Origin of the sequence: Pseudanabaena cinerea FACHB-1277 (assembly GCF_014696345.1) — a bacterium.
Taxonomy (GTDB): Bacteria; Cyanobacteriota; Cyanobacteriia; order Pseudanabaenales; family Pseudanabaenaceae; genus Pseudanabaena; species Pseudanabaena cinerea.
The window spans coordinates 18,647-40,228 of the sequence record NZ_JACJPY010000023.1; the positions used below are offsets into that span (position 1 = coordinate 18,647).

At 45.7% G+C, this 21,582-nt stretch carries 24 protein-coding genes and 1 tRNA gene; 15 read left to right on the forward strand and 10 right to left on the reverse strand.

Annotated elements, in window-relative coordinates; genetic code table 11:
- Nucleotides 1–88: 88 nt before the first annotated feature.
- Nucleotides 89–406 carry an HU family DNA-binding protein gene (locus H6F44_RS09305; protein WP_190350677.1) on the forward strand — a complete coding sequence of 106 codons (318 nt, stop codon included), beginning with the start codon at nucleotides 89–91 and terminating at the stop codon, nucleotides 404–406.
- Nucleotides 378–1,445 (forward strand): Get3/ArsA fold putative tail anchor-mediating ATPase NosAFP, encoded by a 1,068-nt coding sequence (locus H6F44_RS09310; protein ID WP_190350678.1) that lies wholly within the window; start codon nucleotides 378–380, stop codon nucleotides 1,443–1,445. The genes H6F44_RS09305 and H6F44_RS09310 overlap by 29 nt, the downstream gene beginning before the upstream one ends.
- Before the next feature lie 85 nt (nucleotides 1,446–1,530).
- Here H6F44_RS09310 and H6F44_RS09315 read toward each other — a convergent pair whose 3' ends face one another.
- Entirely contained in the window at nucleotides 1,531–1,707 is a 177-nt protein-coding gene (locus H6F44_RS09315; RefSeq protein ID WP_190350679.1) for a 50S ribosomal protein L32, read from the reverse strand.
- 80 nt (nucleotides 1,708–1,787) lie between these two features.
- The gene (locus tag H6F44_RS09320; protein ID WP_190350680.1) at nucleotides 1,788–2,015 is read right to left on the reverse strand and encodes a hypothetical protein; all 228 of its coding nucleotides are present in this window, start codon (nucleotides 2,013–2,015) and stop codon (nucleotides 1,788–1,790) included.
- A gap of 221 nt (nucleotides 2,016–2,236) precedes the next feature.
- Between H6F44_RS09320 and H6F44_RS09325 the strand changes: the two genes are divergently transcribed.
- The 8 genes from H6F44_RS09325 to aroC all read left to right on the forward strand — a co-directional run bounded on the left by H6F44_RS09325 (nucleotide 2,237) and on the right by aroC (nucleotide 9,361).
- A complete protein-coding gene (locus H6F44_RS09325; protein WP_190350717.1) occupies nucleotides 2,237–2,998 on the forward strand; it encodes a HEAT repeat domain-containing protein in 762 nt (253 codons plus the stop codon).
- 209 nt (nucleotides 2,999–3,207) lie between these two features.
- On the forward strand, nucleotides 3,208–3,705 hold the full coding sequence (apcB, locus tag H6F44_RS09330; RefSeq protein ID WP_190350681.1) for an allophycocyanin subunit beta: 498 nt from the start codon (nucleotides 3,208–3,210) through the stop codon (nucleotides 3,703–3,705).
- A 150-nt stretch (nucleotides 3,706–3,855) separates the two neighbouring features.
- Complete coding sequence (gene fba / locus H6F44_RS09335; protein ID WP_190350682.1) at nucleotides 3,856–4,935, forward strand: class II fructose-bisphosphate aldolase; 1,080 nt, start codon at nucleotides 3,856–3,858, stop codon at nucleotides 4,933–4,935.
- A 232-nt stretch (nucleotides 4,936–5,167) separates the two neighbouring features.
- The gene (locus H6F44_RS09340) at nucleotides 5,168–6,043 is read left to right on the forward strand and encodes a response regulator (RefSeq protein ID WP_322096195.1); all 876 of its coding nucleotides are present in this window, start codon (nucleotides 5,168–5,170) and stop codon (nucleotides 6,041–6,043) included.
- 266 nt (nucleotides 6,044–6,309) lie between these two features.
- Nucleotides 6,310–7,539, forward strand: a complete 1,230-nt coding sequence (locus tag H6F44_RS09345) for an FIST signal transduction protein (RefSeq protein ID WP_190350683.1) — start codon at nucleotides 6,310–6,312, stop codon at nucleotides 7,537–7,539.
- Nucleotides 7,540–7,685: 146 nt separating this feature from the next.
- A complete protein-coding gene (locus tag H6F44_RS09350) occupies nucleotides 7,686–8,066 on the forward strand; it encodes a hypothetical protein (RefSeq protein ID WP_199302061.1) in 381 nt (126 codons plus the stop codon).
- Between the two features lie 34 nt (nucleotides 8,067–8,100).
- Nucleotides 8,101–8,174, forward strand: a tRNA-Arg gene (locus tag H6F44_RS09355).
- A 104-nt stretch (nucleotides 8,175–8,278) separates the two neighbouring features.
- Entirely contained in the window at nucleotides 8,279–9,361 is a 1,083-nt protein-coding gene (aroC, locus tag H6F44_RS09360) for a chorismate synthase (RefSeq protein ID WP_190350684.1), read from the forward strand.
- Between the two features lie 161 nt (nucleotides 9,362–9,522).
- Here the strand turns inward: aroC and H6F44_RS09365 are convergent, their stop codons facing one another.
- On the reverse strand, nucleotides 9,523–9,951 hold the full coding sequence (locus H6F44_RS09365; RefSeq protein WP_190350685.1) for an STAS domain-containing protein: 429 nt from the start codon (nucleotides 9,949–9,951) through the stop codon (nucleotides 9,523–9,525).
- Nucleotides 9,952–10,503: 552 nt separating this feature from the next.
- Between H6F44_RS09365 and H6F44_RS09370 the strand changes: the two genes are divergently transcribed.
- The 4 genes from H6F44_RS09370 to queC are packed head-to-tail and all read left to right on the forward strand — an operon-like array spanning nucleotide 10,504 to nucleotide 13,662.
- The gene (locus H6F44_RS09370; RefSeq protein ID WP_190350686.1) at nucleotides 10,504–10,884 is read left to right on the forward strand and encodes a resolvase; all 381 of its coding nucleotides are present in this window, start codon (nucleotides 10,504–10,506) and stop codon (nucleotides 10,882–10,884) included.
- Nucleotides 10,885–10,896: 12 nt separating this feature from the next.
- Nucleotides 10,897–12,345: a precorrin-3B C(17)-methyltransferase gene (gene cobJ, locus H6F44_RS09375; RefSeq protein ID WP_190350687.1), complete on the forward strand. Its 1,449-nt coding sequence runs from the start codon at nucleotides 10,897–10,899 to the stop codon at nucleotides 12,343–12,345.
- Between the two features lie 25 nt (nucleotides 12,346–12,370).
- Nucleotides 12,371–12,988 carry a 7-carboxy-7-deazaguanine synthase QueE gene (locus tag H6F44_RS09380; protein ID WP_190350719.1) on the forward strand — a complete coding sequence of 206 codons (618 nt, stop codon included), beginning with the start codon at nucleotides 12,371–12,373 and terminating at the stop codon, nucleotides 12,986–12,988.
- On the forward strand, nucleotides 12,988–13,662 hold the full coding sequence (queC, locus tag H6F44_RS09385) for a 7-cyano-7-deazaguanine synthase QueC (protein WP_190350688.1): 675 nt from the start codon (nucleotides 12,988–12,990) through the stop codon (nucleotides 13,660–13,662). The genes H6F44_RS09380 and queC overlap by 1 nt, the downstream gene beginning before the upstream one ends.
- Here queC and H6F44_RS09390 read toward each other — a convergent pair.
- Nucleotides 13,636–14,850 carry an anhydro-N-acetylmuramic acid kinase gene (locus H6F44_RS09390; RefSeq protein WP_190350689.1) on the reverse strand — a complete coding sequence of 405 codons (1,215 nt, stop codon included), beginning with the start codon at nucleotides 14,848–14,850 and terminating at the stop codon, nucleotides 13,636–13,638. The genes queC and H6F44_RS09390 overlap by 27 nt on opposite strands.
- Before the next feature lie 100 nt (nucleotides 14,851–14,950).
- Here H6F44_RS09390 and H6F44_RS09395 point away from each other — a divergent pair, with 100 nt between their 5' ends.
- Nucleotides 14,951–15,667, forward strand: coding sequence for a hypothetical protein (locus tag H6F44_RS09395; RefSeq protein WP_190350690.1), 717 nt, complete (start codon nucleotides 14,951–14,953; stop codon nucleotides 15,665–15,667).
- Between the two features lie 41 nt (nucleotides 15,668–15,708).
- Here the strand turns inward: H6F44_RS09395 and rimM are convergent, their stop codons facing one another.
- From rimM to H6F44_RS09425, 6 genes are all read right to left on the reverse strand, one after another.
- Nucleotides 15,709–16,248 carry a ribosome maturation factor RimM gene (rimM, locus tag H6F44_RS09400; RefSeq protein WP_190350691.1) on the reverse strand — a complete coding sequence of 180 codons (540 nt, stop codon included), beginning with the start codon at nucleotides 16,246–16,248 and terminating at the stop codon, nucleotides 15,709–15,711.
- Nucleotides 16,249–16,292: 44 nt separating this feature from the next.
- Entirely contained in the window at nucleotides 16,293–16,976 is a 684-nt protein-coding gene (rnc, locus tag H6F44_RS09405; protein ID WP_190350692.1) for a ribonuclease III, read from the reverse strand.
- 5 nt (nucleotides 16,977–16,981) lie between these two features.
- Entirely contained in the window at nucleotides 16,982–17,920 is a 939-nt protein-coding gene (locus tag H6F44_RS09410) for a pentapeptide repeat-containing protein (RefSeq protein ID WP_190350693.1), read from the reverse strand.
- Between the two features lie 114 nt (nucleotides 17,921–18,034).
- The gene (locus H6F44_RS09415; RefSeq protein ID WP_190350694.1) at nucleotides 18,035–19,771 is read right to left on the reverse strand and encodes an ABC-F family ATP-binding cassette domain-containing protein; all 1,737 of its coding nucleotides are present in this window, start codon (nucleotides 19,769–19,771) and stop codon (nucleotides 18,035–18,037) included.
- 78 nt (nucleotides 19,772–19,849) lie between these two features.
- Entirely contained in the window at nucleotides 19,850–20,494 is a 645-nt protein-coding gene (gene ruvA, locus H6F44_RS09420; protein WP_190350695.1) for a Holliday junction branch migration protein RuvA, read from the reverse strand.
- Nucleotides 20,491–21,534, reverse strand: coding sequence for a coiled-coil domain-containing protein (locus H6F44_RS09425; RefSeq protein WP_190350696.1), 1,044 nt, complete (start codon nucleotides 21,532–21,534; stop codon nucleotides 20,491–20,493). Before H6F44_RS09425 ends, ruvA begins: the two co-directional genes overlap by 4 nt.
- Between the last annotated feature and the right edge of the window lie 48 nt (nucleotides 21,535–21,582).

Genomic DNA, 21,582 nt, shown 5'->3' on the forward strand with positions numbered 1-21,582 from the left:
ATTAGCAAATGTGGAGAAGTATGGCTTAGTCACTATTCTCCACAGAACCCCAACCTGCCCATTCAATTTTTAATAATCCACTTGCCCTATGGCAGATATTAACCGTCAAGATATCATTCGGGGCATGATGGCAGAGGTGGATGGACTGAGCTATAGCATGGCTTCGGCAAGCCTAGAAGCAGTATTAACCTGTGTTACCCAAGCGCTTGCTAATCATAAATCAATTATGTTGAGTGATTTTGGTAAGTTTGGGGTTAGGCTGCGCCGCGCTCGCTCTGGTAGTCACCCTCGCACGCATCAACCGATTACAATTCCTGAAGCTGTAATCCCACACTTCACTCCTAGCCCTCATCTCAAAAAATTAGTTCAAAAGTCCAATGAGCCTAATTCTGACGTTCCTCGGTAAGGGTGGTGTTGGCAAAACGGCAACTGCGATCGCGGTTGCCCGCGCTTTTGCCAATCAAAGCAAACAAGTTTTATATGTTGGACAGCAAAGTGGAGAAGAACTTAGCATGAGGCTAGGTTTAACTCTAACTAGCGATCCGCAGAATGTTGCCCCCAATTTCACAGCTGTAAATCTCCAGTCAACAGTTTTATTAGAAAGATATTGGGACAAAATGAAGGGGCTAGAAACCCAATATTTACGCACGCCTTTTTTTAAGGAGGTCTATGGTCAAGAGCTTGGCATCTTACCAGGGATGGATGCGGCTCTGGGTTTGAGTTTCCTGCGGGAGCGCGATGCTGAAGGTAAATATGATGTGATTATTTATGATGGGCTGGGGGATCTTGAAACCCTGCGGATGTTGGGGATGCCAGAAATTTTAGGGTGGTATTTGCGCCGCTTTAAACAGGTTTTAACAGGTTCGGCGATCGGGCAGGCAATTTCGCCCTTTGTTGAGCCAATTTTGCGAAGTATTCTCCAAGTTTCTAGCACCGATGATATTTCTCAACAGGCGGGGGAGATGTCATCAGTACTTACTCGCGGTCAGCAAGCGGTCAATGATCCCAGTCGGGTCGCCGCATATCTCGTCACCAGTGACGATCCCTATGCGATCGCTAAGGCCAAATATCTGTGGGGCAGCGCTCAACAGGTGGGTTTGACCGTGGCGGGGGTGTTAGCTCGCGGTCACGCCCATTTAGATGACGATTTTGCGCCACTGTCAATTTATGGTATTCCCGAAGGGGTCAACGAACTGACGATGCCCGATCGCCTCAGTCCTTTGTTTGCCCCCAAACCTATTGAAATTGATCCCATTGCCAAGCAGGTCAAATTATTTTTACCCACGTTTAACAAAAAGCAGGTTAAATTAATTCAGCTTGGTCCCGAAGTAACGATCGAAGCGGGGGATCAGAGACGCAATATTTTTCTGCCCAAGGAGTTGGCAGGCAAGCAAGCAACTGGGGCAAAGTTTGCTGATTCATATCTACTTATTTCCTTTGGCTAGAATTGCCGACCGCAAAAAAAAAGAGCCAAGCATTGCTTGACCCTCTTTTTTGTAAACTTCTGCACAAGTTAAAAAAAGCAATTGCCTATTCTTCTTCTTCAGCTTCTTCTGCCAAAGGATAGACAAAACCACTATTATTGCCTGTGAGAATGGACTTACCTAAGGAAATTGCTCTTTGGGCGTGAACTGCGGCTTTGCGCTTCCATACTGCTTTACGGCTATCTCGCTTAGATTTAGAAGTGCGTTTCTTGGGTACTGCCATGACGGGATCTCTATACTAAATATGATTATTTTCTGACTTAGAGTTAGATTTTCAATCAGAAATTTTTGACAACTTTTCTACTATACAGCAGTTTTTATAATTATTATTATTGTTGTGATAAAAGCGATCGCCCCTACAGCCAAAATCGATAGAAAATTAGTGATCTGCTCAGAAAACTGCATCACCTCAGCCGCAATTACCTCTGGGGTTTTATGGCGATCTGCCCACCAAAAATAGCTCAGACTAAAGGCTATGCCCAAAAATAGGGTGACAAATAAGATAAAACCAATTAAAGAGCTATAAACCATAGGACTAGTTGTGGGGTAACTATGTGACTGACTATACGGTTGAACTATGTATGAACTATGTAGTCGAAAAGTAGGTCAAAGGGCTGTAATATAGCAGCTAAACCTTGTAAATCTACGGATCACTATAGAATAAGTAATCTTAATTCTTGAGTTTTTGTGTTTTTACAGCCTATTTACTAATCTGTTTAATTATTTATTGCTATTCTGCCATATTGATCGCCATGCCTCTCAATGACGACCTTAGCCTTCTAAACAATGTTTTAGACAGCCCTAGTTCTCCCCCACTTAGCCCCCTAGATCTTCCTCCTGAAGAAGAGATCCCTCTTCCCGATCCTGAGGAGATGTTGATCATGCTTGATTCGGAGGTGGTGCTAGAGAGAATGCAGGCGGCTAGGGCTTTTTGTGAGCTAGAGGATAGCCGCGCCGTACCTAGGTTGATTGAACTATTGAATGACGAATGTCCATTAGTGCGGGTCAGTGTTGCCTATGCCTTGGGACGTAATAAAAGTGAGCAGGCGATCGCCCCTCTAATTGAGCAACTTAAACGCGATTGGAATGGCTATGTCCGCAAAGGCATCGTCTGGGCTTTAGGAACCTGTCGCGCCACTTTGGGGTTGCCATCTTTGATCTCATCTTTGCAATATGACATTACGGCTGTGCGCCTATGGGCAGCGAGCGCATTGGGGCAGTTGGGGGATCTAGCCGCGATCGCCCCCCTCGTTGATGCCCTGACCCAAGATCCCATGTCCGCAGTTCGGGCTAATTGTGTGTGGGCTTTGGGCAAACTGATGGTACAAAAGCGCCGCGAGCTTAACTATGATGAACTTTACCACGATGCGATCGATGCCCTAATCTACGCTCTTGAAGACAATGACCTCAGCGTCCAGACTGACGCAAGGACTGCTCTCCGCAAGATCGGCGATGCTAGAGGTTTAAAGGTTCTAGACCGCATTGAAATGGATCAAGGTTACTGTGAATTTTAAAGAAATTTTCATTCAAGAATAACAGCGCTGACACTCCTATTCTCTTACTGACTAAAGCGCAAAGCACTGTAAAATAATTTGGGTACTCATTCCTAATAATTAGCCATATCCTCTAAGTTTAAGTTATTTATACTTTACGAAGTTTACAAATACTTTACAGATACATTTTAAAAAACAATTAAAAAATAAATTTACGGAGAAGACTAGATATGCAGGATGCCATCACCAGCTTAATTGGTGCTTATGACTCAACTGGCAAATATTTTGACCGCGATGCGATGGATGCCCTCAAGTCTTACTTTGCCACAGGCAATGCTCGACTAGCCGCATCTTCGGCAATTACCGCCAATGCTGCCTCCCTTGTCCGCAAGGCTGGCTCACAGCTATTTGAAGATGTGCCTGATTTAATTCGTCCAGGTGGCAACGCCTACACAACCCGCCGTTTTGCCGCTTGCTTACGCGATTTAGACTATTACCTGCGCTATGCTTCCTATGCTTTGGTGGCAGGCAACAATGATGTGCTTGACGAGAGAGTATTGCAGGGCTTGCGCGAGACTTACAATTCCTTAGGTGTACCCATCGGACCTACAGTTCAAGGTATCGAAATCTTGAAACAACTCGTATTTGCGCTTGTGGGCGAATCTGCTGATTGGCTGGGCGCTCCTTTCGACTATATGATTCGCGAACTCAGCGAAAAGAATATTTAGTTAAAAGTTAAAACGCAGAAAAACAGGGGGAGCGCAAAGTGTTCCCCCTGTTTTTGCGTTTTAATTTTTTGATTAGGTATAAGTCTTCAAAATGATTTAAGATTGTAGCAATCGAAATAAGCTCGATCTAGTCTAGGAGAGATTTTATATATGGCTTTAGTCCCAATGCGTTTGCTGCTTGATCATGCAGCCGAAAACGGATACGGTATTCCTGCATTTAATGTTAACAACATGGAGCAAATCCAGTCGATTATGCAGGCTGCGAATGAAACCAATAGTCCTGTAATCTTGCAAGCTTCTCGTGGCGCACGTAACTACGCAGGTGAAAATTTCTTACGTCACTTAATTTTGGCTGCGGCTGAAACTTATCCCCACCTCCCCATCGTGATGCACCAAGATCACGGTAATGCACCAGCAACTTGCTACTCAGCAATTCAAAACGGCTTTACCAGTGTGATGATGGATGGCTCTTTAGAGGCAGATGCCAAGACACCTGCTAGCTACGAGTACAACGTAGCTGTTACCTCTGAAGTGGTTAAAGTAGCCCATGCTTTTGGCGCAAGCGTTGAAGGTGAACTTGGTTGCTTAGGCTCCCTCGAAACTGGTAAGGGTGAAGCTGAAGATGGACATGGCTTTGAAGGTGCTTTGGATCATTCGCAACTTTTGACCGATCCCGATGAAGCTGCTGACTTCGTTGAGCGTACTCAAGTTGATGCTTTGGCTGTAGCGATCGGTACTAGCCACGGTGCTTATAAGTTTACCCGCAAGCCAACTGGCGAAATCCTTGCGATTGGCCGCATTGCCGAAATTCATAATCGCTTGCCTAATACGCACCTTGTCATGCATGGTTCATCTTCAGTTCCTGAAGATCTATTGGCGATGATCAATGAGTATGGTGGCGCAATCCCTGAAACCTATGGTGTACCTGTTGAAGAAATTCAAAAGGGGATCAAGAGCGGTGTGCGTAAGGTTAATATCGACACCGACTGCCGCCTCGCGATCACTGCTGCTGTGCGTGAAGCTATGGCTAAAAATCCTAAGGAATTCGACCCTCGCCACTTCTTGAAGCCTTCGATCAAGTATATGCAAAAGGTATGTGCCGAGCGCTATACTCAGTTTGAAGCTGCTGGTCAAGCTAGTAAGATCAAGCAAGTCAGCATTTATGACTTCGTTCCTAAGTACGCTAAGGGCGAATTGAAGCAAGTAAGCCGTGAAGCTGTTAAAGCTTAATTGAGCTACCCGCATTTATCTCGTGTTTGTGGCTAATGTCATTGTTTAAACAAAAAGTAAGGGACGCAATGCGTTCCTTACTTTTTGTTGTATAGGTTGGTATATTTGTTTTGTGGATTTTCTGTGTCAATGGGCGTAAAATCTCGAAATATGTTCATAAAATATGTTCATAAAATATAAAATAGCAAGGCCGTTTTGAGTATCTCTAGACCTTATTATTGGGGTTTCTGCTGTGGAAATAGATAAAACTGCAACTACTAAAAAGCCCAAGCTGTTGGTGGTGGATGATGAGCAAGATAATTTAGATTTGCTATATCGTACTTTTCGGCGTGATTTTACAGTGTTTCGGGCTAATGGGGGGGCAAGTGCTTTAGAGATTTTGTCTAAAGAAGGGGAAATGGCAGTGATTATTTCCGATCAACGAATGCCAGAGATGAAGGGTACGGAGTTTTTGAGTCGAACCGTATCGGAGTTTCCTGATACGATGCGGGTGGTGCTGACGGGATATACTGACATTACAGATTTGATTGAGGCGATTAATTCGGGTCAGGTACATCGCTATATTACGAAACCTTGGGAGCCTGATCAATTAAAGAAGGTGATCTTTGAGGCTACACAGATTTATGATTTACTGAAGCAGCGATCAGAGGAATTGGTGCGATCGCAGGCTCACAATGCTTTGCTGTCGGTAATTGTGACGATCGCCCAAAAGTCAAATCATTTGGCTGACTGTGTGCAGCCTTTGGTGAGGGCGTTTGGGCAAAATTTTGATACAGATGGGGCAGTCTTGCAACTGGTGACAAAGAAGATTCTCAGCGATACTTCTGCGAGTTGTGGGGATTATCGATGGAGCTTGGCGGATGATCCTTTAGTCCAAGCTGTGATGGCTACGGGCAAGTCACAGGTGAGCTTGGAGGGGAAACCTGACGATGTATGCCAAACTAGGTTGGCGATCGCCGTTAGTTTTCGGGAGGAACTGTTGGCAATTTTGGCAATGCGATGGTTTCAACCCCATGCGGTTAGTCAGGATGATATAGCGGTGATGCAGCAATGCGCCGATGAGGTGGCGATCGCTTTGACCTGTATTCGTTACTTCAGTTTTCTCTAGGCAGGATAGAAAGACCTGATTGACTGACAAATCCTAGTCACCAATAGGCAAGATATAAGTTTCATAGGGATTTTGTGTTTGTGGGTCAGACATCTTGTCTGACAAGACTTGCAAACACTTTTGCCAATCAGCAGGGAGACTTGTGAAAGCGTTACTTCGTGGTGTTTTCAAAAATCTTTCTGGCTTTTAAGTCAGCGCAAAGCGCTGTACTATAGGTATCTACCAATAAAAATGTATAGAAGTCAACTTGATCTGGGGCTAGATTTATGAAGTGGGTTACTAGTCTATCGACAAAAATATCTCTAGAAGCAGCCGTACAGGATCTGTCTCAGCAAGTTTTGGCGGCTATGGGCGATCAATCTTTGGATTTAGGTTTCTTGTTTGTATCAACGGCATTTGCTAGCGATTACCCAAGACTATTGCCGCTCTTAGCGGAGAAGTTAGCAATTAAAAATTTAATTGGCTGTTCTGGTGGTGGGATTGTGGGAAATACGCAGGAGTTTGAGGATAAACCTGCGATCGCTTTATTAATTGGGCATTTACCGAAGGCAGAATGCAAAATATTTCATATCGGTGATCATCAGTTGCCTGATTTGGACAGTCCACCCGATCGCTGGGAAGCGATCACCATGGTTGACCCTAGCACAAATCCCAATTTTGTATTGCTAGGCGATCCCTTTTCTTTCCCCATTAGTGATCTGATTCAGGGTTTAGACTTTGCCTATCCCAATGCGGTGAAGGTGGGCGGACTGGCTAGCAGTGGCGGCATGGGTGCTAATGCTTTGTTCTGTTTCCACGATTACAATCACTATAAGCTTTACCGCACAGGTTTGTTAGGGGTGGCGATCTGGGGCGATGTGGTCATTGATCCTGTGGTTGCCCAAGGCTGTCGCCCTATCGGTAAAATCTTTCAGGTTTCAGAGTGCGAGCGCAATTTAATTTTGGGACTAGAAGGCAAGCCACCTTTGACGCTGTTGCAGGATACGGTGGGCGATCTGAGTCAGAGCGATCGCGAGTTGGCACAGCACTCCCTGTTTATTGGCGTGGTCATGAACGAATTTAAAGCCAATCCCTCCCAAGGGGATTTCTTGATTCGTAATATTATCGGTGTTGATCCCCGTTCTGGGGCGATCGCTGTGGGGGATCGCATCCGTCCTGGACAAAGAGTGCAATTGCACCTGCGCGACAGCAAAGCCTCGGCTGAGGATATTAATGAGGCACTGGTTAACTACACAAATCAATTGAGCCTTGAAGCCCCCAACACATCTCCTAGTGCGGCATTGATGTTTGCCTGTATGGGCAGAGGCGAACGGCTCTATGGTCGCCCCAATTTTGATGTTTCCCTATTGCAAAAGCATCTGGGCGAACAATATGCAGGCTTAATTCCTGCGGGTGGTTTCTTCTGTTCGGGTGAAATTGGACCTGTGGGCGGCACAACTTTTCTGCATGGCTATACTTCGGTATTAGGTATTTTTCGTTCTAAAAGTAATCAATAAAAAGATTGTGAGCGGAGCGAAGCTCCGCTCACAATCTTCATGGTTTTGCGTCAGCGCTTAGCTTTGTAAGTTGCGATTAGTAACAAATACTTAGGGCAGAATCTTGATTGTGATAGATTGGCTGAAGTTCTTAGAATTTGTCCGTTATGCTTGATTTGCATTGTTTAAACGAGTTTTCCCGATCGCATTGTGTGACTATCTGTGCATTTCTCGTTCCCGCCAACCTCATTGCCACCGCGCAAACAATTTTATTTACAATTTTGCGGCGATCGCCTATCCAGATTTTTAGCATTAGCACTATGGCGATCGCCTATGCCACACTAATGATCCTGCACGTAATTAGCTGGTACATCGTGGGCGTGGTAATGGCTCCGACATTTATTTTGATGTTTTTGGGAATAACCTGTCTAATCATCAATTGCATCGCAATTTGGCTAAAACAGCAAAGGGTGGAAATTGATTACCTTAGCGCCCTCAGCAAAATTCTGTCTGTCGCCATTGTCAAAACTGGAATTGCCAAAGCTTAGTTTTTGTTGTAAAATACTAAGCCGATAAATATTTGGGCTAGTAGCTCAGTTGTATAGAGCAATCGCCTTCTAAGCGATCGGTCGATGGTTAGAGTCCATCCTAGCCTGTTGGCAAAAAAAGACAAAGAGAGCGCAATGCTGCGCTCTCTTTGCTTTGTGTTAAAGATTGATATAGATAACTTTTTAATTTTCCTTTTTAATGGTCATGGCACATGGGTAGTACATTCGGGCATTTATTTCGCGTCACAACTTTTGGTGAGTCCCATGGGGGAGGCGTGGGCGCGATCATCGACGGCTGTCCTCCCCAATTAGAACTTAGCGAAGCGGATATTCAAACCGACCTCGATCGCCGCAAACCAGGGCAGAGCAAAATCGTTACGCCAAGGCGTGAGGATGATCGCGCCCAAATTTTATCGGGTGTATTTGAAGGTAAGACCCTTGGCACGCCGATCATGGTGTTGGTGCAGAATAAAGACGCTCGCAGTCAAGACTACTCAGAAATGGCGGCAAAGTTTCGCCCATCCCATGCCGATGCTACCTATCAGGCTAAGTATGGCATTCGTAATTGGCAAGGCGGGGGGCGATCGTCAGCACGGGAAACCATCGGCAGAGTGGCCTCAGGGGCGATCGCTAAGAAAATCTTGCGGCAGGCGGCGGGTGTGGAAATTATCGCCTATGTGCGGCAGGTGAAGGATTTAATCGCCCCTGAGATTGATGCCAATACTGTGACCTTAGAGCAGGTGGAAAGTAACATTTTGCGCTGTCCTGATCCTGTGATGGCGGAAAAAATGATTGATTTCATTGACAAGATTCGCCGCGATGGTGACTCTGTGGGTGGCATTGTCGAATGTGTGGCGCGGAACGTGCCTGTGGGTTTGGGCGATCCTGTTTTTGATAAGTTGGAAGCGGAATTGGCAAAAGCGGTGATGTCTTTGCCAGCTAGTAAAGGTTTTGAGATTGGCTCAGGCTTTGACGGTGTGCATCTGACGGGGCGTGACCATAATGATGAATTTTATATGGATGGCGATCGCCTCCGCACGCGCACAAATCGCTCTGGCGGCATTCAGGGCGGCATCTCCAATGGCGAAAATATCATTTTGCGGGTTGCCTTTAAGCCCACTGCCACAATTTTGCAAGAACAAAAAACCGTATCTGTAACAGGCGAAGAAACCACGCTCACGGGGCGCGGTCGCCATGATCCTTGTGTGCTACCCCGCGCCGTGCCGATGGTGGAGGCAATGGTGGCACTCGTATTATGCGATCGCTACCTCATCCAAAAAGCGATCGCCCAATAAACAAGTTTTTTACGTTAGGCGTACTGCCTTTTTTGTTTTTAACAAACCCAGAAATGGAGACTCCCTTCACCCTCAAGAACTAGCGGCAGGAAGTTTAGCACCACTAATTTTTGAGAGGGAAGGGAGTTGGAATTTATTCCACGGCAAAGCATTGTATGAAACTACGCAGCTAGTAAATACTGGGATTGCTCTTGATTTAGCAGCACAGAGCTAGCAACTAGGGAGTCAAAACAAGGGAAGATGGCAAATACTTGATCAAATCTGGTGATTTCAAATACCAAATTAACAGATGGTTGTTGAGAGCAAAGGATAAGATTGCTGCTTTGAGACTGCATTAGCTTCAAGGCTGCCAATAGTTTTCTTAGTCCCTGACTGTCGATAAATTCGACATTTTCCATATCCACAATCAGTTGTGGCAAGTCGTTATCATTGAGCAGGGCATTAGCTGCAACCCAAGACTCAACTTTTGCCAATAGCTTTGCACCTGCAAAGTTGTCAAACTTGCTATCAGTCAATTTAATGATAAAAGCTGACTTGCTACCGAAACCCTGAGCGAAGGATAGCTGGTTGACCTTTGTAATTGTATCCATTGTCTTTCCTTTCAACTTTCTGAGAGAATAATAAATCTAGACTTGACTCAATTGTGTGCGGACAGCAATAACTACGGTGTGATGCTGATCATTGAACAAATCTTGAGTTGCTTGATCAAGCAATCTCTGCTTTTGTTTCTTGAGTTCCATTATTCCCCTTTTCCCAAAATAGAGAATACACAATAGGTATATAAAAGTTATAAAAAAGAAACTCAAAAGTTACATAAAAGTTATATAACCCTATTTTGCTTGTATATCTGACAAAATTATGTGATTTCAGATACCAAGCTTAGTAAATCAGCCCCAATATTTTGATCTTTAATTGGGGTCTTTAATTTTGGCTCTCAACTTTGGCTCTCAATTTTGGCTCCTAATTTCATTCTTTTATTTGTCAGTCAAGTATTTTTACTCACTGGAGATGATAGTCAGTCATGACAGCTTTAGCAAGTTTTGCTGATACAGCCCCATAATTTAATTGGTATGGTGAGTGCCAAGCGATAAGACTGCTAGACTTTATGTAAGACTGTCACTATTGATTTTTACGAATTTGTCATGAGCTTACCTGATTCTCAGTTAGAGATGCGATCTGAGCCTATTTATGAGTTGATGGATGTTGAAGCAATCCAAAAGGTGTTGGGGCGATCGCGGGCTTCAGTCTATCGTTATGCCAATACTGATCCGCGCCAGAAAATTCTGAATCTGCCCTATGATCCGCAAAAATTAAATCCCGAGTTGCGACAAAATGATCAAGAGCAGTTGTTGTTTCACCCGACAGAGGTGTCGCGATTTGCGCGGGATGTTCTCAAGATCAAGCAAATAACGATCCAAGTACAGGAATCGATCCCCAATGAGACGAATCGCCTGTTACGGGAGATTTTGCAAGAATTACGATCGCTGAATAAGTCCCTTAACCAATCAATGCAAAATTTATAGGCAAGAACTTTTATGAAATCTCTCCATTCGCCTGTCATTGTGGTGCTAGGAGAAACTAGTATGGCGATCGCGCGGCAAATTCAAGAGGCGGTTTCCGATGCCATTATTTATGGATTGCGAGCGCGTACTCAGTCTGCTGACCATACCTATGAGCATTTTGGGGCAACGGTTACAGAGCTTTTTGGCCAAGGGCATCCGCTTATTGGTATCTGTGCCGCAGGTATTTTGATCCGATCGCTTGCGCCATTGTTATCGGATAAGCGATTAGAGCCACCCGTGCTAGCGATCGCTGAGGATGGTAGTGCGGTTGTGCCACTATTGGGCGGCTTAAATGGGGCAAATACCTTGGCTAGGGCGATCTCCAAATCATTAAAGGTGCAGCCAGCGATTACTACCACAGGGGAGTTGCGGTTTCAGACCGCGCTATTAGCGCCGCCCGATGGCTATCGTCTTCTCAATAATGATCAACAGGCGAAAACTTTTCTATCGGATCTGTTGGCAGGGGCTGAAGTGCAGTTAATTGGTGATGCGCCTTGGCTCAGGGCAAGTCAAATCCCTTTTGTGAAATCGGCTGAGCATCAAATTGAGATTGTGGCAGTGGGCGAAGAAATCATGCCGAATCTTGATTTAACTGCCAATTTAACTGCTAAACATTTAATTTATACGGCTCTTACAAATCACCCCCGCAAAGGTGAGTTGGCGATCGTGGGCATTGGTCCTGGGGCAGCCAAATGGATGTCCCCTGAGGTTGCCAATATTTTAGAAAAGGCTACGGATTTTGTCGGTTATAAAACTTATCTAAATCTTGTCAAAGGCTTCACCCAAGGAAAAACTATTCATGCCTCTGACAATCGGGTGGAAATTGAACGCGCTCACCAAGCGATCGCCCTAGCCAGATCGGGTAAATCGGTGGTGGTGGTATCTTCGGGGGATGCAGGTATCTATGGTATGGCGGCGGCTGTCTATGAGGCACTAGAGGCGGAGCGAGATCATGTTGCGAATATTAATGATATTGAGATTCGGGTTGCTCCTGGCATTTCCGCAGTGCAGGCGGCGGCGGCGGCGATTGGCGCTCCCATTGGGCATGATTTCTGTACCATCTCGCTATCGGATATTCTCAAGCCTTGGGAGATCATCACCACAAGACTGGCGGCGGCGGCACAGGCTGATTTTGTGATTGCCATCTATAACCCCATTTCCACACAGCGCCGATGGCAACTCACTGCCGCTAAAGACCTACTATTGCAATGGCGATCGCCTGATACACCTGTGGTTTTAGGTCACAAAATGGGTCGCCAAGGTGAAAATGTTAAGGTCATTAGGCTGTCTGAGCTAGAGCCTGAGTTGGCTGATATGCAAACCGTGATCATTGTTGGCTCTAGCAAAACAAGGATAATTAATAGCGGCGATCGGCAGTGGGTATATACATCACGCAGCTATGCAAACCCAAATAAGTTGTAAATCGCGGCTAGACTGCTCAACTATGCTGGCAAACTCTTCTATGTCTCAAAATTCTTTACCAATTGTCGAAACTTTCCATTCCATGCAGGGGGAAGGGGCTTGGATGGGGGCGAATGCCTTTTTTATGCGCCTTGCGGGTTGCGATGTGGGCTGTCCTTGGTGTGACACAAAAATGTCTTGGAATGCCCAAAAACATCCTCAAGTACCGATCGCTGATTTAGTCGCCCAAGCCTCATCTGCGAAACCTGCGATCGTGGTAATTACAGGAGGCGAACCATTGATGCATGATTTAACAGCATTGACGGGGCAGTTAAAAGAACAAGGATTGCGCGTACATTTAGAAACTTCGGGGGCGTATCCCTATAGTGGCAGTTTCGATTGGGTCACTTTTTCGCCCAAGCGCTTTAAGCTTCCCCATCCCAGCATCTACAGTCAAGTGAGCGAACTCAAGGTAGTGATTAAGGAACCTTTAGATTTGGCATGGGCGGAGCAGAATGCCAAAATGCTGGATGCTCAAGTCTTGAAATATCTGCAAGCGGAATGGTCAACGAATATTAGCAAGGAACTTGTGATGCAATATGTATTGCGGCATCCAGCTTGGCGTGTGAGTATGCAAACCCATAAACTATTAGGAGTGAGATGATGGCATTAGTTCGAGATTTAAAAAAAGCAATTATATTGCTATCGGGTGGTTTAGATTCGGCAACGGCGGCAGCACAGGCGATCGCTGATGGTTATGAGGCGATCGCCATTTCCTTCCGTTATGGACAGCGCCATGAAAGGGAACTATTGGCGGCAAAGCAGGTTGCTGATTTTCTGAAAATTAAAGAGCATTTTATTGTCGATGTAAATCTGGGGCAGTGGGGTGGCTCAGCCTTAACGGATGCCAGTCTTGATGTGCCTACAGATGGTGTGCAGAGCGATCAGATTCCCATTACCTATGTGCCAGGCAGAAATACCGTATTTATTGCGATCGCCCTATCACTAGCCGAGTCCAAAGGAGCCGAAGCAATTTATTTAGGCATTAATGCTGTGGATTATTCTGGCTATCCCGACTGTCGTCCAGACTATTTAGAAGCATTTCAGAAGTTAGCCGCCCTCTCTTCTAAGGTGGGTGTGGAAGGTCATGCGCCCAAATTAATTGCGCCCTTAGTAATGGATGCTAAGGTGGATATTGTCAGACGTGCTAAGGGTTTGGGTGTCCCCATTGAGCTTACATGGTCATGCTATCAGGGGGGCGAGGTTCCTTGTGGGGTTTGTGATTCCTGTCGGATTCGCGATCGGGCAATGCTAGAGGCTTTTATAGATTTGACCTAGTAAAACCGATCGCTTCGCACCCGTAACATTGGGCAGATTGCCATAACGTTCGTTGACCCTTAAATATGCCAACAAAGCAAAAGCGATCGCCTCCTTAAAGTCGCTATCTAACCCTAAATCATCAGTACGCATGACGATCGCTGGCTGCAATACATCCTGTAAACGTTCCATTAGATACTGATTGCGTCCGCCGCCACCACTGATTAGCACCTGATCGGGAAATTGCGGCAAAAAGTCATGATAGCTCTGGGCGATCGCCTGAGCGGTGAATTCGGTTAACGTGGCGAGAATATCGTGATTATTGCCACCAGTAAATTCGGCTAACCGCGCCGCCAAATATTCAGGGCTAAATAATTCGCGACCCGTGGATTTTGGTGGTGGGGCAACTAAAAAGTCTTGGCGTAACCATTGCTGCACTAGTTCTAAATTGGCAACCCCTTGACGGGCAAGAGCGCCATGGCGATCAAAGCTCACCCCAAATAGTTGCTGCGCTGCCATATCGATCAACACATTGCCAGCACCATTATCAAAGCCGAATACCTGATCTAAATGGGCGATCGCCTGTGGAGGCAAATAGGTCAAATTACTAATGCCGCCAATATTTTGACATACCCGATATTTAGTATCGTGAGACAACAATAAGACATCCGCCATCGGCACAAGGGGAGCCGCCTGCCCTCCTGCCTCAATGTCGGCAGCCCGAAAATCGCTGACAGTCGGAATCCCCGTTAATTCGGCAATCACGGCTCCTCGTCCAAACTGTACCGAATAGCCTAAGCTAGTTTGATCCGATGCACTTAAGCTGGGTGGACGATGAAATAGGGTCTGACCGTGGGAGCCAATCAAGTCGGCGGCGCGATCGCCCTTAGCCATAATTGCCAGAGCCGCCTTAGCAAAGCTTTCGGCAATGCGATCGTCCAGTTCACATAGCTGCGGTAGCGATCGCGGTTGCCCCGCACATACTGCCAAGATCTGCTCCCGCAATTCGTTATCATAGGCGTAGGTATGACCTGCAATTAATTTTGTGGTTAAACTACCTTGGCGTTCACTAATCTCCACAAGCGCCGCATCAATGCCATCCACTGAAGTACCACTAATTAGACCGATGACTAATTTGCAATTGATCCCAGAATCTGATCGTATTTCTGGACTGTTTAGTGATCTCTGACAAATCACTGGGTTTGTCATCGCTTTTTGCCCTTGTTTTCTTGTCCTTTAATGATAATCTACAATATGTTTATGAAAGGATCGAACTGGGATCTAGTTTTGAGCGATCGGGAGGTTAACCATGACTTACGGGCTGAAAACCTCAACGATTGAGCTGTTGAAACGCTTTAACACTAGTTTTCCCCAATTTTATGAGCAGTTTGTCAGTAGCGACATTCAGCTCCAAAATCTGCGCCTCGCTTATCAGCTTTACCAAACTAAAGAAGCTGTCATTGAGCTAAAGCCCGAAAGCGGTAAGACCGTGTTGTACTTTGCCTATCGCAATCAGTCATTTCTGCTCAATGATATTTTTGGCGTGTTAGCAGCCTATGGTTTGACCATCCATAATTTGAGCTTATATGGTCAGATCCATGCACCAATGTTGGTATTTATCAAGTTGGTCATCTCGCGTGGGGGTAAAGCTCTGCCCAACAAAACTGCTGAAAATGTGCGAAAGGCGATCAAGGAAACCATTCTGGGGCGTTTTGAGGTGGAGGAGATGCTGGCGCTAGAGTTCAACCTTGACAGTGGCTTAAAAAAGGTGGAAACCAATTTCTATGTCGATCGCGTGTTTCATTTGCCAGCATTGCTTGTGGAAGCGGACAGCCAACCAGGATTATTTTATAAAGTGATGAATGCGATCTGGCAGGAAGATTTGCTGGTGGTCAATGCCAATTTATTAGTATGGCGGGGACGCACAAGGTTAATTTTGTATTTATTAGGTCCTAACGAAAATCTAATCCCTGAATATCTTGGCACTAAGATCGCTGAAAGCCTCAAGCATCGCTTGTCGGATTAATTATGTTAAGAGTGGCAGTGCCAAGCGTCGCCACTCTTGTCTTAAAGCCAATGATCGAGCAATCCTTTAGGCGGAATCACTTCAATGCGTTTTTGCGTAATATCCACTAAGGGGGCGATCGCCTCAACAAACGGAATTAATTCAATTTGATCCCGTTCTAAATTATGTACTTCCAAAAGATCATTACCTGCGGACATAACGCTAATTACTATACCTAGCAGCTTGCCTGTGGGTTGATAAAATACCTGACAGCCCACCAAATCGGCAATCATATATTCATTCGCTTCGAGATGGGGGCGATCGCTGGTGGGAATCATCAGCAAATGGTTACGCAAAGACTCAGCGCGATCGCAATCATTAACCCCCTCAAGGCGAATCACAAATAAATTGTTTTTGCCCGTCACTTCGCGCCCCGACAGCAACATTACTTCTTGGGGTATCGCCTTTTCCGAGGCAGCTAACCAACGTTTGCCTGCGTCTTCAAAACGCTCAGGAAAATCTGAGTAAGACAATACTCGCAATTCTCCTTTTAGCCCTTGCGGGGACACAATTTTACCAATTACTAGCCAATCTTCTGTCATATCAACTTACTGCACATTGGTAAGTATTCTATCTAGTTTCATCCCTAAAACATTCTTTCGATTTGGGAGAGGGCATCGAGGGCGGCGGCACGTTCTGCCTCTTTTTTGCTGTGGAAATGGCGGCGGCTTTGACCATAGAGGCGATCGCCCACATATACCGCCGAAGCAAATTCGGGCGTGTGGTCACTGCCCCCCACTTTTTCGGTAATATATTGGGGCAGCATATGCCCAATGTAAGACTGCACCCATTCTTGCAAACGGTTTTTAGCATCTAAATCAGCGCGAGTATTCACTAGTTCAGGGGGAACAGACGCAAATAATGCCTCTACCGCAGGACGAACCATCTCCACATCACAGTTGCAGTCTAGATAAAAAGCGCCAATCATCGCCTCAAACACACAACTCAAAAGATTATCACTGCGATTGCCGCCATCCCGTAGCGCCCCTTTCCCTAATAAGATTTGCTGATCTAATCCTAAGGCGATCGCAAAGTTTGCCAACTGCTTCTCGTCCACAAGGGCAGCACGACGGCGGGTTAGCTCATCTTCACCCAAATCTGCGTGTTGACGATATAAATAAGAACCACTCAAAAAATTTAAAATTGCATCCCCCAAAAATTCTAACCGTTCATTATCGGTTTCCACATCGGGATGCTCATGGACATAGGAGCGATGGGTTAGCGCCATTCGCAATAGATTTGGATTCGTAAAAACAAACAAATTTCTCATATTAGCTAACAAGTTCTATGGCAGATGCTACCATCAGGCAAAACTGCCAAACAAGCTTTGACATTTTGGAGCCATCCCACATCCAGTACCGCGTTTTCCAAAATTGCACTATTAAAATTAGCTCCGCGCAAATCTGCCCCCGTTAAATCCGCCCCTGTCAAGTCTGCTTTTGACAGGTCTGCATTCCACAAATTTGCCCCACGAAAACAAGCTCCACGCAAAACTGTACCACGCAAAATTGATTTACTCAAATTACTATCGACAAAGCTGACGTTACAGAGATTTAGTTCACTTAAATTGGAAAGCCGTAAATTCAATTCACTGAAGTCCACCCGATCAAGATCAGCTCCACGTAAATCCACCTCACTCAGATTTGCCCCCTGCAAATTTGCCCCATGCAAACTAGATTCACTCAAATCTGCCTCGCTGAGATCCGCATTCTGTAAATTTGCCCTACTTAAATTTGCCCGAAACAAAAAGGCATGGTGCAGGTTCGCATGACTGAGATCGGCATTCGCTAGATTTGCTTCCAAAAGATAGGACTTTTGCATATTGGCGTATTGCAGATTTTTGCCACTTAGGTTAGTACAGTTCAAGATCGCGGTTCGCAAATCGGCGGATTGCAGATCTACCCCAAGCAAACGCACACCACTCAAACCTGCGTAGCTAAAATTAGTACGGCAGATATTGGCATAGCTAAGATCGGCATCTAGCAAAGAAGCGCCACAAAAGTCAGCATCTGCTAAATTAGCCCCAGATAAGTCGGTATTACAGAGATTGGCTTGCCATAGATTCGCAAAAGCTAGGTCAGTATTCCTTAAATTTGCGTTACTCAAATCTACTTTGCTTAAATCTACACCTTGCAAGTTCCACCCCTCAAAGTTCCGATCTCCTTGGCTGTACTGATCTATCAAATTGCGTTTTTGAGCAATGTGATTCAACATAAGCGTTATATGTTTTTCTTGTGGTGAACGGATGCGTCTCTCTCGTTCAGATGTTTATGCTAGTAAAACTACTGCTACTGTTCAAAGACTAAATCTGGATCTAATCATGGCATACTACTTTGCCCTTGTTTTTTGTTGTTGCTTTTCTTGACGTTTTTCGGCTTGCTTTAGCTTTTCTTTCTCTTTTTTTATAGCATCTTTCGCTGCCTTCGCCGCCATTTCTGCCTTATATTTTGATTCCCTAGTTTCCTCTTCTTTTTTTTCTTGATAGTAAGCATAGTCGCCAGCATAGGTGAATAGCTCGCCATCACGAATTTCCACGATCTTGTTGGCAACTTGAGAAATGAAATAGCGATCGTGGGAGATGACCGCCACTGTACCTTCATATTCTCGCAAAGCTGCTTCTAGCATTTCTTTGGCAGGAATATCGAGGTGGTTGGTCGGCTCATCAAGGATCAAAAAGTTGACGGGGGTAAGCAGCATTTTGGCAAGGGCAAGTCTTGCCTTTTCGCCGCCGCTAAGATCGCGCACTTGTTTAAAAACTGTGTCGCCGCTAAATAGAAATTTGCCCAAAACACCACGTACTTCTTCATGGGTCATCTTCGGGAAATCATCATGGATCGTGTGAAAAACATCTTTATGCAGATCTAATGCTTCGGCTTGGTTCTGCTCAAAGTAACCGATGAGAACGTTATGTCCTAATTCGATTGTCCCTTCGTTGTAAGTCTCTTTGCCCACTACCATTTTTAAGAGCGTCGATTTACCTGCGCCATTGGGTCCTAAAAAGGCAACGCGATCGCCCCTTTCAATTTCCAGATTAGCTCCCAAAAATAAAATCTGTTCGCCATAGGCATGGGTGAGATCTTTAATGGCAACTGTGACCCGACCACTACGGGATGCGGGGGGAAAGTGAAATTTGAGAGTGCGGACATCGCTATCGGGGGCTTCGATGCGCTCAATTTTGTCGAGTTGTTTTTCGCGGCTCTTGGCTTGGGTGCTGCGGGTGGCACTAGCTCTAAAGCGATCAACAAATACCTGTTGCTTTTCAATATATTTTTGCTGACGCTCAAAGGCTGCCCCTTGGGCGGCTTTTGCCTCGGCTTTTTGGGTGAGGTAAGATGAATAATTGCCGAGATAAGTATTGGATACGCCCCGTTCAGTCTCCACAATTGAGGTGCAGAGACGATCTAAAAATTCGCGGTCATGGGACACGATCACCATCGGCGTACTCAGCGATCGCAGATATTTTTCTAACCATTCGATCGTTTCGAGATCTAAATGGTTGGTCGGTTCATCAAGGAGTAAGAGATCGGGCGATTGCAGGAGAATTTTGCCTAAGCCCATTCGCATCTGCCAACCACCGCTATATTCACTGACAAAGCGATCGCCGTCATCGGCTTTAAACCCTAGTTCTGGCAGGAGTTTATCAATACGGCTTTCAAGTTCATAGCCGTTGTGATCCTCAAACTGGCGCTGATAGCGATCCATTTTTTTGAGGATCGGCTCGTAATCTTCGCCATCTTGCAAATTTTCGAGATGATGATGGATTTTTGCCAATTCTTTTTGAATTTCGCGCACTTCCTGAAAGGCTTGCCACATTTCCTGTTTGACAGTGCGTGTTTCTTCGATATCAAATTCCTGACTGAGATAAGCGATCTTGAGGCTAGAGGGACGCACGATCTGCCCCGCCGTTGGTTCGATTTCCCCCGCCACAATCTTCAGTTGTGTAGATTTACCAGCGCCATTGACACCGACTAAACCGATGCGATCGCCTGTTTTCACTTCCCAATTGACATCCTTGAGGACTTCGCCCGTGGGATAGATTTTCTGGATATGTTCAAGACGAAGCATAGATTTAGAGGTATAACAAAACTTAACTTTTTATTAAGATTATCATTTTTATGTAATAAATGTACAGTTTTGTTCTGTTTATCTTGATAGCCAAGCGATCGCCTCCTTGATCCAAAGTTCGATGTTTTGGGTTTTCGCCAATATGGGCAAACTGGCGATCGCATTGAGAGCATTGCTGATTTCGAGGGGACTATAACCGAGCGCTAGTAAAGTCATTTCTAACTCTTCTTGCAGGGCATTGCTAATCAAGCTATTGACCGAGCGGGTTTCGCCAACTTGGGCAAGCCTGCCATCGGCTAACTTGGTTTTTAGCTCTAGTGCCAACCTCTCCGCCGTTTTTGTGCCAACCCCTGGGGTCAGACTCAGCACCCGCGTATTCCCTGAGACAATCGCTTTCACCAGATCTTGAATACCCAGACTATTCAGTAACGCCAAACCCACCTGTGTACCGATGCCTGAAACATTGATCAATTGTCGAAATAGTTCGCGCTCCGCCAAACTCAAAAATCCAAACAAAGTCATTTGATCCTCACGCACCAATAAATGCGTAAAGATCTGCACATCTGTACCGACGGGCGGCAATTTGTTGGCAGTACTAGCCGTAATTTGCAGATCGTAACCCACACCCTGCACGTCAAGGGTGAGCCAATAAACAGGATTGTTTTTTCGAGAACTGTCGGCGGCTTTGCAAGCAGCGATCGCCCCACGCAAGAAACCGATCATCGGCGTGGTAGGGGTGGAAACTGAGGCAACTGCACGGCAGCAAGGGTCGTGGGCTTACGAGAACTGGCGATCGCCAATTCTTCCTCTTCTTCAGGCTGTTCCTGTCCGTAAGCATAGAGCGATCTCATAAACTTTGGCGCAACCACTGTGTTTAAAACAGTACTCTTCGTAAATGTCGAAGAGTTTATGGGATCACCTACTCCAGCTAATTTAGGGGATTCTGTTGGTGGCTCTTGAACTGGGGCAGCGATCGCCTCATTGAGGGCTGGCAAATGTCGAGATTGTGGTAGTTCAGATTGTACTTTCGGTAAATCCACAGCGAGCGGTGAGCCTTGATAAGCCTTATGGGGTCTGACAATCAGGGGAGAAATTGGCTGATTTCTCGCAGGTAAAGCACTTGCCGCTTCTGGGATATGTGGAGTTGCCAACGGTTCGGGCTGTGGATTAATGGGGCTATTGGGCAGATCACTGGGTTCGAGGCGATCGCCCATGGGCGAAATCTTGATCACATTTTGCAAAGGCGAGTCGGCAATTGCACCCACAGGCGAAATCTTTTCATCCGCTAGCTTTGCCACCGACCAAGACTCAAGGGCAGAAAGAGCCGTTTGATTAGAAACAGGGTTAGCGGTATCCAGACAACGCTCTAGTGCTGCCTTTAGCTGGGAAGTATGATGTTGCTGCCTTTTGAGGCGATCGCGCAACTCATCACAATTACCATGCACATCCTGCAACTCCCTTTCCAGTTGATCTATGCGCGATTGCAGTGTCTGGGTTAATGTCTCCTGACGCTGAATTACTAATTGCGATAGCTGTAACTGCTCCTGAGCCTGCCGCAACAGAACTTGAGCCTGCTGACTGCGCTCATTACAGAAGTACAACTCCTGCTCTAAAACTTGCCTTGGCAAAGCACTAAGTTGGCTCTGAACTTCATCACTAGATTTATCATCCGATAAGGGTGACTGGGACAGTGGTGCGGCGGAGTAAATGTACTCCTGTACGTTATCTTGTAATGATGAATCACCCAACTCTGCCTGACTCATGACTTACCCTGCACGCCAAGAATTTAACAATATTCAAATCTTATCGCA